The sequence below is a fragment of the Kribbella sp. DT2 genome (assembly GCF_049844575.1).
GTDB lineage: Bacteria > Actinomycetota > Actinomycetes > Propionibacteriales > Kribbellaceae > Kribbella.
This window is the reverse complement of sequence record NZ_JBNCLH010000004.1, coordinates 136678-151510: the sequence shown is the minus strand read 5'-3', so window position 1 is coordinate 151510 and position 14833 is coordinate 136678. Positions and strand designations below refer to the sequence as shown.

At 68.7% G+C, this 14833-nt stretch carries 18 protein-coding genes; 4 read left to right on the top strand and 14 right to left on the bottom strand.

Annotation, left to right across the window (positions count from 1 at the left end):
- Nucleotides 1-327 precede the first annotated feature (327 nt).
- Nucleotides 328-1002, top strand: a complete 675-nt coding sequence (locus tag ACLQ2O_RS18630; protein ID WP_425832950.1) for a TlpA family protein disulfide reductase — start codon at nucleotides 328-330, stop codon at nucleotides 1000-1002.
- Complete coding sequence (locus ACLQ2O_RS18625) at nucleotides 999-1826, top strand: cytochrome c biogenesis CcdA family protein (protein WP_425832948.1); 828 nt, start codon at nucleotides 999-1001, stop codon at nucleotides 1824-1826. Before ACLQ2O_RS18630 ends, ACLQ2O_RS18625 begins: the two co-directional genes overlap by 4 nt.
- A gap of 414 nt (nucleotides 1827-2240) precedes the next feature.
- Here ACLQ2O_RS18625 and ACLQ2O_RS18620 read toward each other — a convergent pair whose 3' ends face one another.
- From ACLQ2O_RS18620 to ACLQ2O_RS18610, 3 genes are read right to left on the bottom strand one after another with little or no spacing between them, the layout of a single operon-like run.
- Nucleotides 2241-2456 (bottom strand): hypothetical protein, encoded by a 216-nt coding sequence (locus ACLQ2O_RS18620; protein ID WP_425832946.1) that lies wholly within the window; start codon nucleotides 2454-2456, stop codon nucleotides 2241-2243.
- Between the two features lie 10 nt (nucleotides 2457-2466).
- Entirely contained in the window at nucleotides 2467-2880 is a 414-nt protein-coding gene (locus tag ACLQ2O_RS18615; RefSeq protein WP_425832944.1) for a DUF6632 domain-containing protein, read from the bottom strand.
- A gap of 29 nt (nucleotides 2881-2909) precedes the next feature.
- Nucleotides 2910-4370 (bottom strand): MFS transporter, encoded by a 1461-nt coding sequence (locus ACLQ2O_RS18610; protein ID WP_425832942.1) that lies wholly within the window; start codon nucleotides 4368-4370, stop codon nucleotides 2910-2912.
- Between the two features lie 172 nt (nucleotides 4371-4542).
- Between ACLQ2O_RS18610 and ACLQ2O_RS18605 the strand changes: the two genes are divergently transcribed.
- A complete protein-coding gene (locus ACLQ2O_RS18605; RefSeq protein ID WP_425832940.1) occupies nucleotides 4543-4845 on the top strand; it encodes a metal-sensitive transcriptional regulator in 303 nt (100 codons plus the stop codon).
- A 159-nt stretch (nucleotides 4846-5004) separates the two neighbouring features.
- Here ACLQ2O_RS18605 and ACLQ2O_RS18600 read toward each other — a convergent pair whose 3' ends face one another.
- On the bottom strand, nucleotides 5005-6417 hold the full coding sequence (locus tag ACLQ2O_RS18600) for an MFS transporter (protein ID WP_425832938.1): 1413 nt from the start codon (nucleotides 6415-6417) through the stop codon (nucleotides 5005-5007).
- Nucleotides 6418-6502: 85 nt separating this feature from the next.
- Between ACLQ2O_RS18600 and ACLQ2O_RS18595 the strand changes: the two genes are divergently transcribed.
- Nucleotides 6503-7117, top strand: coding sequence for a TetR/AcrR family transcriptional regulator (locus ACLQ2O_RS18595; RefSeq protein WP_425832936.1), 615 nt, complete (start codon nucleotides 6503-6505; stop codon nucleotides 7115-7117).
- A gap of 753 nt (nucleotides 7118-7870) precedes the next feature.
- Here the strand turns inward: ACLQ2O_RS18595 and ACLQ2O_RS18590 are convergent.
- From ACLQ2O_RS18590 to ACLQ2O_RS18545, 10 genes are all read right to left on the bottom strand, one after another.
- A complete protein-coding gene (locus ACLQ2O_RS18590) occupies nucleotides 7871-8440 on the bottom strand; it encodes an alkylmercury lyase family protein (RefSeq protein WP_425832934.1) in 570 nt (189 codons plus the stop codon).
- Nucleotides 8437-8823, bottom strand: coding sequence for a hypothetical protein (locus ACLQ2O_RS18585; RefSeq protein WP_425832932.1), 387 nt, complete (start codon nucleotides 8821-8823; stop codon nucleotides 8437-8439). Before ACLQ2O_RS18585 ends, ACLQ2O_RS18590 begins: the two co-directional genes overlap by 4 nt.
- Nucleotides 8820-9227, bottom strand: a complete 408-nt coding sequence (locus ACLQ2O_RS18580; protein ID WP_425832930.1) for a MerR family transcriptional regulator — start codon at nucleotides 9225-9227, stop codon at nucleotides 8820-8822. Before ACLQ2O_RS18580 ends, ACLQ2O_RS18585 begins: the two co-directional genes overlap by 4 nt.
- Nucleotides 9228-9708: 481 nt before the next feature.
- Entirely contained in the window at nucleotides 9709-10920 is a 1212-nt protein-coding gene (locus ACLQ2O_RS18575) for an RNA polymerase sigma factor (protein ID WP_425832928.1), read from the bottom strand.
- Nucleotides 10917-11261, bottom strand: coding sequence for a YciI family protein (locus ACLQ2O_RS18570; RefSeq protein WP_425832926.1), 345 nt, complete (start codon nucleotides 11259-11261; stop codon nucleotides 10917-10919). Before ACLQ2O_RS18570 ends, ACLQ2O_RS18575 begins: the two co-directional genes overlap by 4 nt.
- 35 nt (nucleotides 11262-11296) lie before the next feature.
- The gene (locus tag ACLQ2O_RS18565; protein ID WP_425832924.1) at nucleotides 11297-11695 is read right to left on the bottom strand and encodes a VOC family protein; all 399 of its coding nucleotides are present in this window, start codon (nucleotides 11693-11695) and stop codon (nucleotides 11297-11299) included.
- Nucleotides 11696-11803: 108 nt separating this feature from the next.
- A complete protein-coding gene (locus ACLQ2O_RS18560; RefSeq protein WP_425832922.1) occupies nucleotides 11804-12241 on the bottom strand; it encodes an SRPBCC family protein in 438 nt (145 codons plus the stop codon).
- Nucleotides 12242-12468: 227 nt separating this feature from the next.
- Nucleotides 12469-13233 (bottom strand): hypothetical protein, encoded by a 765-nt coding sequence (locus ACLQ2O_RS18555; protein ID WP_425832920.1) that lies wholly within the window; start codon nucleotides 13231-13233, stop codon nucleotides 12469-12471.
- Entirely contained in the window at nucleotides 13233-14174 is a 942-nt protein-coding gene (locus ACLQ2O_RS18550) for an ABC transporter ATP-binding protein (RefSeq protein ID WP_425832918.1), read from the bottom strand. The genes ACLQ2O_RS18555 and ACLQ2O_RS18550 overlap by 1 nt, the downstream gene beginning before the upstream one ends.
- The gene (locus tag ACLQ2O_RS18545) at nucleotides 14171-14818 is read right to left on the bottom strand and encodes a class I SAM-dependent methyltransferase (RefSeq protein ID WP_425832916.1); all 648 of its coding nucleotides are present in this window, start codon (nucleotides 14816-14818) and stop codon (nucleotides 14171-14173) included. The genes ACLQ2O_RS18550 and ACLQ2O_RS18545 overlap by 4 nt, the downstream gene beginning before the upstream one ends.
- Nucleotides 14819-14833 lie beyond the last annotated feature (15 nt).

Below are 14833 nucleotides of genomic sequence, written 5' to 3'. Positions count from 1 at the left end.
TCGCGACCAGCACGGGCGGCAGAGCGATCACTGACACGGCGGCGGACCCTCTGGCTAGGCCGGCCATTGACAGTGGCGCTGGTGGGTCGAGCAGCCGCTGTACCCGAGTCAGCACCCGCCCGCTGACCACCGCCCGCGTCCACAGGCGGTTCATGATCGCGGCTGCAAAGTCGCCGAATCCGCGCACCCCACTCCTCACCTGTCCCTCGGCCCGGGAACCATCGGGTATCAACTAACGTAGATAGTAGACGAGTCCCTCCAGGGACAACTGGTCGCCCGACGCCGGAGGTAGAAGGTCGTGCCCCGAACCGCTCCCACCACCCTCACATGATTGCGCAAAAGCACGACGCGTCGCGCAGGCGCCGTACCAAGCCTGTCGCGGTGATGGCGCTGATCGCGGCCGCAACAGCCGGGTCCGCTCTTGCCTGGCACAACGACTTTTGGAGCGCGCCGCCGGTGAGTCGCGCGGCACAGAAACCAGCGACTGAGGCCGCCGCCACCGGACTGACGCGCTATGCAGCCGGGGCGCGTTCGGAGGCACCGGACGTGCGCGGACAGACGCTGGACGGCGAGCAGTTGGCGTTGCGCGATCTGCGCGACCAGGTGGCAGTGGTCAACGTGTGGGGCTCGTGGTGTCAGCCCTGCCGCAAGGAAGCTCCGGACCTGGCCCAGGTCGCTCGCGAAACGGCCCGCCGAGGCGTGCGGTTCGTCGGCATCGACACACGGGACAATCCGGCCGCGGCCCGGGCGTTCGTTCGTGCCTTCAAGGTGCCCTATCCCAGCCTCATCGACGACGGAGGGCAACTGATTCTCGACTTCCACGGGGTGATCCCGGTGAGTGCGGTGCCGAGCACGGTCATCGTCGACCCGGCCGGGAAGATCGCCGCCAGGGTTGTCGGCATCGTCAACTACGCCACACTGCGCGGTCTGGTCGACGACGTGCTCGCCGAGACGCCCGATCCCGCTTCCACTGCATCTGTCGCAAAGAAAGGCACCTCATGATCGCCGCAGCTGCCAGTCCCGGCGAACTTGTGACGTACGGTCCGCTGCTGATCGCGCTCCCGGTAGCGGCCGCCGCCGGGCTGGTGTCATTCCTCAGCCCGTGCTGCCTGCCGTTGGTACCCGGTTACCTCGCCTACGTCACCGGTGCCGCCGGCGCCGACGCCCAGGATGCCGGCTGGCGGGCGAACACATCGACTTCGACCACACCAACTCCGACGGTCGCCCGCCCTCGCCCGGCCCCGAGCCGCACGATGATCGGAACCTGCCTGTTCGTGCTCGGCTTCGCGGCGGTCTTCACCAGCTATGGCGTCGCGTTCGGCGCGGCCGGAACAGCACTGCTCGAGCACCAGGTCCTGGTCACCCGTGTCCTCGGCGTCCTCACCATCGGCCTTGGCCTGATGTTCGCAGGACTCCTGAGCCGAATCCCGCTGGCCGGCCGGGCCTGGCGAGCCGGGTACCGCCCGAAGATCGGCGTGGCAGGTGCGCCGCTGCTGGGGGTGATGTTCGGTGTCGGCTGGACACCGTGCATCGGACCGACCCTGGCCGCCGTACTCGCCTTGTCCACCAGTACGGGCGGCGCCACCCGCGGTGCGGCTTTGTCATTCGCCTACAGCCTCGGCCTGGGGATCCCATTCTTGCTGGCAGCACTCGGGGCGCAGCGCGTCTTCAGGGTGTTCGAACTTGCCCGGCGGCACGCCCGCGCCGTGATGCGGGTTGGCGGACTGCTGCTTGTTGTGGTCGGCGTCCTGCAGGTGACCGGCGCCTGGGCGTTGTTGATCTACCACCTGCAAGGCATCGTCGCGAACTGGCAAACGCCGCTCTGAGCCAACGCACCGACCGCCAATGAATCTTGGTGAGGGTGTTGCCGCGGTGCGGGGGTTGTGACGACGGCATGCGCTAGGCGTCATCGCCTGTCCGGCGATCCGGCTGGTATGACTCACGTCACTGCAACACCGCGGTCACCGATCTCGGACTTGCCGCCGGACAGGCATCGCGTGGTGAGGTGATCGAGGACAAGCGGGCGGAGGTTCCGATCCCAAACCTGACGGCACGCCGATCGGCTACCCGGTATCGCCTCTGTCATCGGGGTCGCAGTGTGAGGTACCCGCACTCCAACGGCCCGAAGGGCAAGTTCATCGCCGCCCCTACACCGCCGAAAGTGACGGTCTGGCCTGGCCAGTTGCTCGAAGATGATCGTTTTCCACGACGATACTGAGGACGCTTCGTCTGCGCCGTGCTCAACGAATGAGCAGCCGGAGGTGCTCGGTTGCCTGGCGCGTGGGCTGCGTCGTGACGGGCTGAGCAGCTGACGTAGACGGCATTTGACGAGTCACGGCCGGGGCGGTGTCGTGGTTGCCGGTCGGGCCGTGCATGGTGAATACGTCTGCCATCAGCACCACGGCGACCAGGGCCCTGGCGGACCCTCGTCGTGTGCGGGTGTGCTGGCTGTTCATCGACTCCAGCCTAGCCAGTCGCCGTACCGGACTGTCCGGGGCCGGACGGTGCGATCAGTTGACGCGGTGCGAACGCCGCGAGTGCCGCGGCCGCGACCAGCAGCGCGGGGACGTCGCCGGTGAGGTGGATCCACTCGTGCCCGTCGCTGATCGCTGCTGCGGCCATGACCGCGGCGTGTCCCAGGCTTGACCAGACGGTGAACCAGACCAGCGACAGGTGGTTGAGCGGGTCACGGGAGGCGCGGAGCAGGAAGATGCCGAGGACGGCGTAGATCACGGCGATCATCTGCTCGTACTCCGACTGTTCTGGCTGCCACCGGAATCCGGCCGGCCACAGATGAATGAGCGGATACACCCCGGCGATGAAGCTGATCCCGACGACCTTGAGCGTGATCCGCAACCGCCGTTCCCCAGGACCGCGCACGCGCGGCCCTGGGGAAATGATGCCGGAGTTCACCGGCTGGCCGGGGCGTCGGTGGAACTTGAGTTCGTCGCCTCACCGGCAGCCGGACCCGCTGCGGGCGCGGTGCGCAGGGAGATTGCGGCGAGGATGGCGCCGACGGCGGCGATGACGGCCGCGCCGATGAAGGCTGCGGAGTACCCGTCGGTGAGTGCGGTCAGGTCGCCGAGCTTGTCGGCGCCGTTGGCCGCTGCGACCGCGGTCATTGCGGCCAGGCCGAGCGCGGAGCCGATCTGGTAGCTGGTGTTGACGATGCCTGAGGCCAGTCCGCCTTCCTCGGGACGTGCCGAGGACAGCGCGATGCCGAGGCTGGGGATGAAGGCCAGCGACATCCCGGCGGCCGCGATCAGCGAGGCGGGCAGGACGTCGGCCCAGAACGACCCGTCGGAGCGGATCAGCGACAGCCCGGCCAGGCCGGCGGTGAGGATGGTCATGCCGGTGACGAGGGTCTTCTTCGGGCCGATCGCGGCGATCGCCTTCGGTGCGACCACGATCATGCCGAGCATGATGAACGTCGTCATCGGCAGGAGCGCCGAGCCGCTGGGGAACGCGCTCAAGCCCAGGACCTGTTGCAGGTACAGGTTCAGGAAGAACCACATCGGCACCCACGCCGCGCCCAGCAGCAGTTGTGCCACGTTGGCCGCTGCCAGGTTCGGCGCGGTGAAGATCCTCAGCCGCATCAACGGTTCACGCCGCTTCGCCTGTACGGCGACGAACAGCACCAGCAGCGCCACGGCCGCCGCGCCTACCAGCAGCGTCGAGGCGTCGGTCCAGCCAGCCTCGGGTGCGCGCACGATCGCGTACACCCCGGCACCGAGTCCGAGGGTGACCGTCAGCGCACCGACGAAGTCGATCGAGCCGCGCCGTGCCGGTGCCTGCGGCATCAGCGCCGGGGTCGCGATCAGCGCGACCAGGGCGATCGGGACGTTGAGGAAGAACACCCACGGCCACGACGCGTATTCGGTGATCACTCCACCGAGGAACACCCCGGCCGTGCCACCGGCGGGCGCGGCCGCGCCGTACAGCGCGATCGCCTTGGTCAGCTCTTTCGGGTTGCCGCCGAACAGCATCATCAGCAGCGTCAGCGCGGCCGGGGCGATCAGTGCCGCGCCGACGCCCTGGACCGCCCGGCCGGTGAGCTCGACCGCGACACCGCCTGCGAATCCTGCCACCAGCGACCCGGCCAGCAGGACCGCCCAGCCGGCCGCGAAGACCCGGCGGGCGCCGAGCAGGTCAGACAGTCGGCCGCCGAGCAGCAGCAGACCGCCGAACGCGACGACGTAGGCGTTGAACACCCACGACAGATCGCCCGGGCTGAAGCCCAGGTCGGTCTGCATCTTCGGCAGCGCGACGCCGATGATCGAGGTGTCCATGATGACCATGAACTGCGCGGCGGCGATCAGGCCGAGCGCCCACCAGCGCCGCGATGACGCCGGTGCTCCAACATCACTCATCTCATTACTCCCTACCGGTATGGGGTATCGAACCACCCCGCGAAGTTCCCCTGGGTTGATTGGGGGAGACAGTGCGATACCCTAGGGGGGTATCCTATGAATTTGCAAGGGTTGGCAGGATCTGGTGGGTGATTGGCCGGTAGTGTTCGCGGCGAGATCAGACAAGGAAGTGGTGGGCGTGGCTCTGCAGGCACAGCACGGGTACATCGAGGACAAAGAGGCCTATCTGCGTCGGCTGAAGCGGATCGAGGGCCAGGCTCGCGGTCTGCAGGGGATGGTCGAGGACGAGAAGTACTGCATCGACATCCTCACCCAGATCTCGGCGATGACGAAGGCGCTGGAGTCGGTCGCGCTCGGACTGCTCGACGACCACCTGGCGCACTGCGTGCTCGACGCCGCGGCCGCCGGCGGCCCCGAGGCCGACCGCAAGCTGAAGGAAGCCTCCGAGGCGATCGCGCGGCTGGTGCGTTCCTGAGACCGATACCGCAGCGGGAAGAGAGTTCTCTCCCCGGGCGATGAGCCGGGCGCCGGCGTCTTGATGCACATGATCGGTCTCAGCACTAGAAGGGCCGGACCGCGAGCGTTGCTCGTGGTCCGGCCCTCGTCTTGATGACGACTGGCCCGTCGGGCCGGGTCAGTGGGTGTGAGTCGCAGCCTCGGCCGACGGCTTGAGCGTGGGAACGACCAGCAGTGCGAGCAGTGCGGCGACGGCCGCGGTGATGGCGGCGAAGGTGAAACCGCCGGTGAATCCTGCGCCTGTGGTTCCGGCGATGCTCGCCGCCGCGATGCTGGAGACCACCGCGACGCCGAGCGCCGCCCCGAACTCGTGGAAGGTGCTCAGCAAGCCGGACGCCGTACCGGCCTCGTGGTGCGCAATCGTCGCCAGTGCGGTGGCCGAGGAGGCGACGAAGGCCGCCCCGATCCCGGCTGCGCCGACGCTGATACCGATGACCACCATGACCGGACCTGACCAGATCGCCGCGATCGCTGTCCCGGCGGCGGCGATCAGCAAGCCGATCACTGCGACCTTGCGCGCGCCCGCGCTGCCGATCGAGCGGCCGGCCAGCTGCGCCCCGAGGATCGTGGCCACGGCCACTGGCAAGAACAGCAGGCCGGTGCGCAGCGGGCCGTAGCCCTGGTGGTGCTGCAGGTAGAAGGAGCCGAGGAAGAACACCGCGATCATCAACGCGGTCGCCACCAGGATCAGGAACGTTCCCGCGGCCACCGGCCGGCGGGCGAGGATCGTCAGATCCATCAGTGGCGACTTCACGACCCGCTGCACCGCAGTGAACACCGCATACAGCACCACCGCAGCGGCCAGCAGCCCAAGCGTCTTCCCGCTGAGCCAGCCCCAGTCGCCGGCGTTGATCAGCGCGTAGATCGCCGTGCCGGTGCCTGCGGTGACCAGCAGCGCGCCAGGCACGTCCAGGCGAGCCCGCGGCCCGGTCGGCAGATCACGCGACAGAGTCCGGCTCAGCAAGACGAACACCACAACGCCGATCGGCACGTTGATGTAGAACACCCACTGCCATCCCGGCCCCGCGGTCAGCAGGCCGCCGAGCAGGACGCCGATCGCCGAACCGCCGCCGCCGAGAGCTGACCAGATGCCGAGCGCTTTGTTGCGTTCGTCGCCGTGGAACGTCTTGGTCACCACCGACAGCGCGGCAGGTGACAGCATCGCCGCGCCGATGCCTTGGGCAACGCGGCCGCCGATCACCGTCGTGGCGTTGTCGGCCAGGCCGGTGACCAAGGAAGCGACGGTGAAGACGATCAGGCCGGCGAGTACGACCCGGCGGGCACCCAGCAGGTCGGCCGCCCGGCCGCCGAGCAGCATCAGTCCGCCGAACATCAGGGTGTAGGCGCTGACGACCCAGGTCAGGGTGTCGCGGGCCAGGCCGAGATCGGTGCCGATGTGCGGCAGCGCGATCGCGACCACGGTCACGTCGAGAATCAGCATGAACTGCGCGACGCCCAGCAGCGTCAGCAGGCGCCACCGCTTCGGGTCCGCAGCCACGGTTCCGGTTTCGCCGACGGTCTGATCAGCCACGACGGCACCTCCAATTCGAACAGCAGTGTATGAGTTAATTGCGCTACAGTAACTCGTACACCAGTGTTCGACAAGTGGAGGTCGCGTGACTGAGACCCGCGAGAAGGCTCCGGCGAAACGCGCCGATGCGCAGCGCAGCATCGAGGCGATCCTCGATGCCGCGATTCGATCCTTGAGCCGCAATCCCGAAGTCAGCGTCAGCGAGATCGCCAAAGCCGCTGGCGTCGGGCGCGTCACCGTCTACGGCCATTTCCCCAACCGCGCCGATCTTGTCGAAGCGGCGCTGACGCGTGCGATCGACGACGGTCACGCCGGGTTGGATGCCGTGGATCTGTCCGGCGACCCGCGCGACGCTCTGACCCGCCTCGTCGAGTCCAGCTGGCAGCTGGTGAACCAGTCACGCTCGCTGCTTATCGCCGCCCAGGACGTCCTGCCACCCGGCAAGATCCGCGACCTGCACGCCGGACCGGCCCAACGCATGGAGCGCCTGGTCGAGCGCGGCCGCGACGAAGGCGTGTTCCGCACCGACCTGCCAACCACCTGGCTCGTCGGGGTGCTGCACAGCATCATGCACAGCGCCGCCGACGAGATCACCGCCAACCGCCTGACCCCCGACAAGGCCGCCGAATACATCACCGCCACCGTGCTGGCCGCCTTCACACCGCCGGACCAGCCTCCTCCCGCGCAGCAGACCTCGTAACTGCGCCAAGTCGTCGCTGGCCGGGTTGAAATCTAGTCGAGCATGAACCGAACCGCGCGCCCGGCTGCGCCTGAGTGCCGGGCATGGCGAGACTGGCGGCATGGTGTCGTTGTCGAGCGACGTGCTCGGCCCCGTCGGGCTGACACTGGCCCACGCGGTCGAACAGTTGCCTGGTGAGCGCGCATTGCCGGGTGGATGCCGCTACGAGTTGAAGAGGGACGGCCACCCTTCCCTGAACTCGTCAATTCGAAGCGCTCCGAGGTGGGTGCCCCAGTCGCGATGCGTCCAGGGCACCCGTTGATGCAGAGTCCGCAGGGGACGGACATCTGCACTGTGGGGGGTGGCTCCACAGTAGGGCTGGCCCGGGACCGTGTCTTTACCTCAGCGACTGGGGCGGGTGCCGGGTTCGTGCGTTCTCGGTGCGGTCGGGCTGATGATGGCGGTATGACCGTTGCGGAGGAGACGTTCCAGCCGTCGGCGCCGGTGTGTTGGTGCTGCGGTGGCGAGTTCGATGACCGTGACCTGGTGCGGCTCGGGGCTCACCCTGAGGTCGGGGTCTGTGTGGGGTGTGCCAAGTTTCTGCAGCGCCGCGCGGTCGAGCGCGAGGACGAGCTGCGGCCGTCACGGGCAGCGCGGCTGCGGGCCGTGGTGCGAAGTGTGCGTGATTGGGTGGTCGCCCGGGGTTGGCATGAGCTGCCGGTCGTGCGGCGGCTCCTACGTCGGCTCGACCGGTACCTGCCCTGACTGGCCGCGTCAGTACACGAGGAGCGGCTGGAACAGGCGGGCGGCGAGGTCTTCGGCGTCGGCCTGGTTGAGGATCTGTCCGGGGACGCGAGGGTGGCTGTCGGCCCAGGCCTGCGCCGCGGCGTGGTCGGTGAAGAAGTTGAGGTAGTCGCAGCAGCAGTCGGCCGACGGGCCGCCGCCTGCGTCCGCGCCGATCAACACGACCGTGTCCGCGGGCTGCCAGGTCGTGCGCCGGTTCGTGTTGGTGACCGTGACGGGTTGGCTGGTGGTGATGTCGACGGACTCGATCTGGGTGTCTCGGCCGAGCATGGGTGCGATGCCGTGAGCGTCGATCGCGCACATCGCGTAGACGCTGACCTCGCCGCCGTTGGGCTCGGCGATGTGGACACGGTGCCGGGTCGACGTGAACGAGAACGGATAGGCGACCGCGATCTGGCCTTCGGCTGTGAGCCGGATCGCATCGGCTTCGTGCAGCGCGCTCAGTACTTCGGCCGTGTTCCGGCTGCTGCCAGCCACCGCCTGGTCCAGATCGGCGCCGCTGGGCGGAGCACCATGGGCCGCGAAGCCGCGCAGGATCATCTGGTGTACGGCCTTTCGACCGCAACCAGCGAGACAGCCCGAGTCCGCCACGCGCTCAGAACATCTCGGGGCGCGGTGGTGCCGGGGGAGTCGGCTGCTGTGATCGCGGCGCGCAACTGGTCGACCGATGGGGCGGGCGCGACCTGGCCGGTTTCGTCGCGGTAGAGCCGGCACGACACCCCGCACCCGCAGTCGCCGTCGGCGGCGAATGGGTCGGTGCCGTCGATCAGCAGGGTCGGTGAGCCGGCCATGCCGTACTGGGCGGCGTCGGCGTCGGTCTCGATCAGCCGGGTAGTGACCGGCAGGTCGGTGACCTCGGCCAGGCGTTGCAGCATCGGCGCCAGGTTGGGGCAGTCGAAGACGTGCAGGACTTCGAGGTTCATCGGGTCGCCTCCGGGCGGTGGTCGATCGCTTCGAGTAGTGCGCAACTGCGGTTGGCGCGGGGCAGGTCGCAGGTCGCGACCAGGTCAGCCAGCGAGTCATGCATGCGTTGCAGGTCGCGGATCCGCGCCTCCAGGTCAGCGCGGCGGTGCTCGGCCAGCACCCTCGCCGCGTCGCAGGCATCCGGGCCGCCGTTGTCGAGGTGCAAAAGTTCCTCGACCTCGTCAAGGGTGAAGCCGAGTTCCTGGGCGCGTTTGATGAACCGCAGCAGCTCGACCGTGTTGGGTGGGTAGTCGCGGTAGCCGCCCGGCGTGCGCGGCGGCTGGGACAGCAGTCCACGGCGTTCGTAGTAGCGCAGCGTCTCGGTGTTCACTCCGGCCTGGTCTGCCAGCTCACTGGTTCGCATGTCCCTATCGTCAACCCTGGACCCAACTACAGAGTCAAGGCCGACGTTTCGAGAGGTAGTCGAGGCAGAACCGAGCCGTCGTTACGTCTGCGAACTGCAGGACGCTCAACCGCTTGAGCGATCGCGAGCCGCCGCAAACGCCAGCCGGGTGCGGCAGTGCAGCCCACGGCCATCTGACCAACGACGTGGCCCCACGCGTCTGAGATGAGGTTTTCGAACGTGTGGTGAGGCTGTGTTGGGCCTGGTCGACGGGTGGCCTCGGTGCAACAGGGCTGCCAGTTCGTCGGTTCCGTGCAGGGCTCGGCGTGGCGCACAACTCTTGCCTAAGGCAACACTGGCGGTGTGGGCAAGTTGGCGCCCGATCTGCCCGGGCCGGTCGGACTGAGCTGGCCCAGGCCGAAAGCGAGCTGCCCGGGCTCCCCCGGTATGCCAGGCGGTGCACGGTTCGAGTGAAGTGGGACGGCTTCCTTGACTGAACTCATCAAGTCTGGTCAGCGGTGGCGAGGCGTGCCTTCAGGACCTCGGCCTGTGCGGGGTTGGTCGTGATCTCGAGTGCGCGCCGATCGGCCTCGGTGGCCGCTTCGGAGTTACCGACTGCTCGGAGCAGTTCGGCGTGGGTCGCGTGGTAGAGCGGGTAGTTGTCGAGCTCGCTGTGCAGGCCGTGGAGCTCAATGAGAGCCGCTTCGGCGCCCTCGACGTACTGGACGGCTACGGTGCGGTGCAGGCGAGCGACGGGGGTCGGCTGCAGGTGGAGCAGCATGTCGTAGAGAACGAGGATCTGTTCCCAGTCGGTGTCGTCCCAGCTCGCGGCTTCGCAGTGGCAGGCGGCGATAGCGGCCTGCAGCTGGTACGGGCCTGGTGAGCGGTGGCGCCGGGCGGTTCGGGTGAGAAGCGCGGTCGCGGAGCCGATCGCGGCGTCGTTCCAGAGGCTGCGCTCCTGGTGCTGGAGAAGGACGAGTTCACCGCCGCCGGTGAACCTGGCGGCGGCGCGGCTGCGATGCAGCCGGATCAGCACGAGGAGGCCGGTGATCTCAGGTTCTGCCGGTAGCAGGCCGGCCAGCAGAGCGGTGAGCCACTCGGCGTCGTCGACGAGGTCGCGGGAGTGGGCGCGGTCGCTACTGCTGGACAGGTAGCCCTCGTTGAAGAGCAGGTAGATGACGGTGAGGACTTCGCTGAGGCGGTCAGGGAGTTCGTCGTCGCGTGGGATGCGGTAGGGGATGCCGGCTTGGGCGATCTTGCGTTTCGCGCGGGTGATGCGCTGCGCCAAGGTGGCCTCTGGCACGAGGAACGCGGCGGCGATCTGGGCGGTGGTCAGTCCGCACACCACTCGCAAGGTGAGCGCGATCTGGGCTTCGCGGGCCAGGGCGGGGTGGCAGCAGGTGAAGATGAGCCGGAGCCGGTCGTCCGGAGCGGGCTGGACGGGCCACTGCAGCTGGGCGAGTTTGGAGCGGTAGTTCTCCTGGCGGCGCAGTACGTCGAGGCCGCGGCGCCGGGCGACGGTGAACAGCCAGCCGTCGGGGCGGTCGGGGATCCCCTCGACCGGCCACCGGCGCAGCGCGGTCTCGACGGCGTCTTGGACCAGGTCCTCGGCGGCGGAGAAGTCACCGAGTAGCGAGACCAAGGATGCGGCGAGCTGGCCGGCGTGGTCGCGGACCACGCGGGCCAGCTCGTCAGCGGCGGGACTGGTGGTCATGACTCCACGGGGCGGATCTCGACGATCGGGCAGGCCGGCCAGGTCTTGACCATCCGCAGCGCCTCGTCGAGGTCGGCGACCTCGATCTCGGTGAAGCCGGAGATGACCTCTTTGCCCTCCATGAAGGGACCGTCGGTGGTCACCGGCTCCGCTCCGTCGAGCCGCACGGTCGTCGCGGTGGCAGCACCCTGCAGTTTGCTGGTGCTGCTGCGGATCTTCGGGGCGTGGTCGACGAACCACTGGTTCACCCGGTCGTAGACCTGCTCCAGCTCGGCCGGGGTCATCGCCTCGACCTCTTTGGCGTAGTCCTCGGTGTCGACGAACATCAGCACGTACTTCATGCGCGCCTCCTGGGCTCAGTGTGGCGGGTCCGGGGTCAGCCGGCCGGGAGGTTGGCGTAGAGGTCGATACCGTTCCCGGCCGGGTCGGCGACCGTGGCGTAGCGCATTGCCCAGGGTGCGTCGAACGGTTCCTGCAGTCCGGTGACGCCGTCGGCGGTGAGTTCGGCGTACAAGGTGTCGACGTCGGCCGGGGCGGCGAGTTGGAAGGCCAGGAACGTCCGCCCGCTGGCCGGCGCGGTCCAGCCCGCGGTGGTCTTGGTGCGCAGGTCGTCGGTGTCGAGCATCAGGTGCAGGCCGTTGGGCAGGTCGCAGCCCGCGTGGTCGTCGGGCATGTACTGATCCCGGACGAACTCCAGGCCGAGCCGCCGGTAGAAGTCGATCGCGGCGCCGAGGTCGGTGACGGCGATGTCGAGCACGTTGAAGGTCGGTTGCATGGGTCGTCTCCCGGTTCGTGGTGGTGGGGTCATACGGGAGACGATCGGCGCGACCCCGGATACGACAGCTGTGCGCGCGGTTCCGGGGCCGGGGCCAGAGCCGGAGCCCTAGGCGGGGTCCTCCAGGCGTGCTTTTAGCCGGGTCATGTTGCGCTGCATCTCTTTGCGGGACTGCGGCTTGACCATGACTGGTACGAGGATCTTCCCGATGCCGTGGCCTTCGAATTCGAGGCTGATGGTGACCCGGGTCCGGGTGCCGGTGACGGGTTCGACGCTGACATCGACCAGGGCCCGGATGGGGCCGTCGGTGCCGTGGACGGCCCAGCTGGACGGCGGGCTGTACTTGGTGACCTCCGAGGTCACCTCGCGCTCCCTGCCGCCGATGCGGCGGGTGGTGCTGCAGACCGACCCGATGGCGGTCTGGCCTGACAGGTGGCCGCCGACGACGTTGTCTTGCCACTCCGGGAAGTGCTCGGGGTCGGTCACGTAGTCAAAGACCCGCTCTTGCGGTGCCTCGACCTCTACCTGGGTCACGATCGCTGACATCACCACTCCTTCCGTGGGCCCCCACCGCGAAGGCCCTCAATGACATGACGAACGGGACGCGCGCGATTTCGACAAGGCTAGACCCGGGCTGGCCCCGGAGTCGGGATCATGGCCGACCGCGGGCGCACTTGCGCGAAGTACGGACGTGGGTGGTGGTGATCAGCGACTCGACGCCGCCGAGGACGGGATCAGGCGGACTTCGGCAGCCGAGTGTGCCGGTCGTCGGGTCAGGTGAGATCGAGGCGGGTGGTGCGCCACAGGCCGGCCGCGACGACGACCAGGCCGTACGCCGCCAGGGCCAGGCCGCCTTTCCAGGGTTGCAGGAATTCCTGATCGGTGAGCGTGATCTGGGTGAGCGCACTTGCTGACGGGCCGGGCAGGTACACCGTCCAGTCCTGGAGCGCGGTGATGCGGGTGACGATCGGTTCGGCGACGAACAGATAGACCAGCAGGCCCACCACCGCGGCGACCTGGTCGCGCAGCAACGCGCCGAGACCCACTCCGAGAACGGCGAACGCCGTGACCGCGGCGACGACACCGGCCACGGTGGTCGGGATCCCGTTGCCGGTCAGTGTCGGATCGATCCCGCGGGCGCTGAGCCAGGGCCAGGCGATCGCGGTCACCACGGCGACGCACGCGAGCCCGTAGCCTGCGCCGGTCGACGCATAGGTGATGAGTTTGGCCGCCACGACCTGCGCCCGGTGGGGCTTGGTGAGAAAGGTCGTGGTCGCGGTGCGGTGGCGGTATTCACTCGTAATGCCGATCGCGGCGAGGACGGCGACGAGGGTCTGCGCGCCACCGGCCGCGGTACCGAACAGCAGCCGCTGCCCGGCCGCGGTGGTCAGCGGCGGGGCGAGGGTATCGGGGTCGTCGTTGAACGCGATGTTCAGGCTCGCGAACAGCGCCGTCAGCGCCATGGTGGCCAGCAGCAACCACAGCCACAGGCGGGTGGACAGCAGCTTGGCGAATTCGCCACGAATGAGGTGCGCCATCAGACCCCTACCTCCGAAGCGTTGCTCGTGCGGTGTCCGTGAGCGCCGGCGCCTGAGGTCAACGCGAAGAACAGGTGTTCCAGGTCGCCGGTCTGTTCGGAAAGCCAGTGCAGTTCGATGCCGGCAGCGAACGCGGTGTGCCCCACGGTGGCCGCGTCCGAGCCGCTGATCAGCAGCCGGTCTGTGCCGTCGGACTCAACGTCGACGCCGTCGTGTGCGGCCAGCGCGGCGTGCAGTTGTTCGCTCTGGCTGGTGCGCACTTCGACCACCGTGGCCTGCGACCCGGTCAGTTCGGTGACCGGTCCCTGGAAGCGAAGGCGGCCCTTGTCGATGATCACGACGCGGTCGACCAGTTGCTGCATCTCGGTCAGGAAATGGCTGGACACCAGCACGGTCCTGCCTTGGGCGGCGAGGTCGCGCAGCAACCGCCGCATCCAGACAATGCCTTCGGGGTCCAGCCCGTTGGCCGGTTCGTCGAGCACCAGAACCCGCGGGTCACCGAGCATTGCCACGGCCAGTGCGAGCCGCTGCCGCATCCCCAGCGAGTAGCCGCCGATGCGCCGTCCACCGGCCGAGGCCAGCCCGACGAGTTCAAGAACCTCGTCGGCTCGTTGCGGCGCGAGGCCGCTGACCGCGCAGTACACCCGAAGGTGCGCGCGACCCGTGCGCGCAGGATGGAACCCGGACGCGTCCAGCGCCGCGCCGACCACCGTCGGGGGTGCAGGGATGTCGCGATAGCTGGCTCCGGCGACGGTGGCGCTGCCCCGATCGGGGCGGATCAGGCCGAGCAGCATCCGCAGCGTGGTCGTCTTGCCTGCGCCGTTCGGCCCAAGGAATCCGGTTACCGCGCCCGCCGCGACGCAGAACGTCAGGTCGTCGACGGCCCGCACGGTACCGAACGTTTTTGACAACCCGCGCACCTCGATCCCCGCCGCAGTCATGCCGTCGGCTCCCGGACCGCCCGGCCGAGCATGTGCGGTGCGGCCGGGGACGGCTGTCCCGGCGGGAAGTCGAACCTGTCGAGCTCCTCGACCGCGAACCCGGCGGCCGTGATCGCCGCAGCGGTGTCGCGGCCGACATGGCAGCCACCCATCAGCCACGGCCAAACGGTCGCGTCGGCGACGCGCTGCACACGGGCCAACCGCCGGTCCGGCGCTGCAGCGACGTGCTCGTAGAACCGCAACTCACCCCCGGGCCGCAGCACCCGGAACGCCTCCGCCAAAGCGGCGGCCTGGTTGGTGACCGAGCACAGCACCAGACACATCACCACCACGTCCGCCGTACCGTCCTCAATCGGCAGACGCTCCGCGGCGCCCTCGACCACCTCGATCTGAAGCGTGCCGTCGGCGGCACGGCGCGCGGCCCGGGCGTGCAGATACGGGTCCGGCTCGACCGCCACGACCTCGGTCACCGCCGGCGGGTAGTGCGCGAAGTTGGCTCCCTCACCCGCTCCGACCTCGACGATCAGTCCCGCGGCCCCGTCCAGAAGTCTGGCGCGGTGTTCGGCGGCGCCTTGACGATCCATCGCCGGCCGCAGCCGGGCATAGACCCGCGCGAACACCGGATGCGACCTCTGTCTGCTCATGGCGACTACGATGAG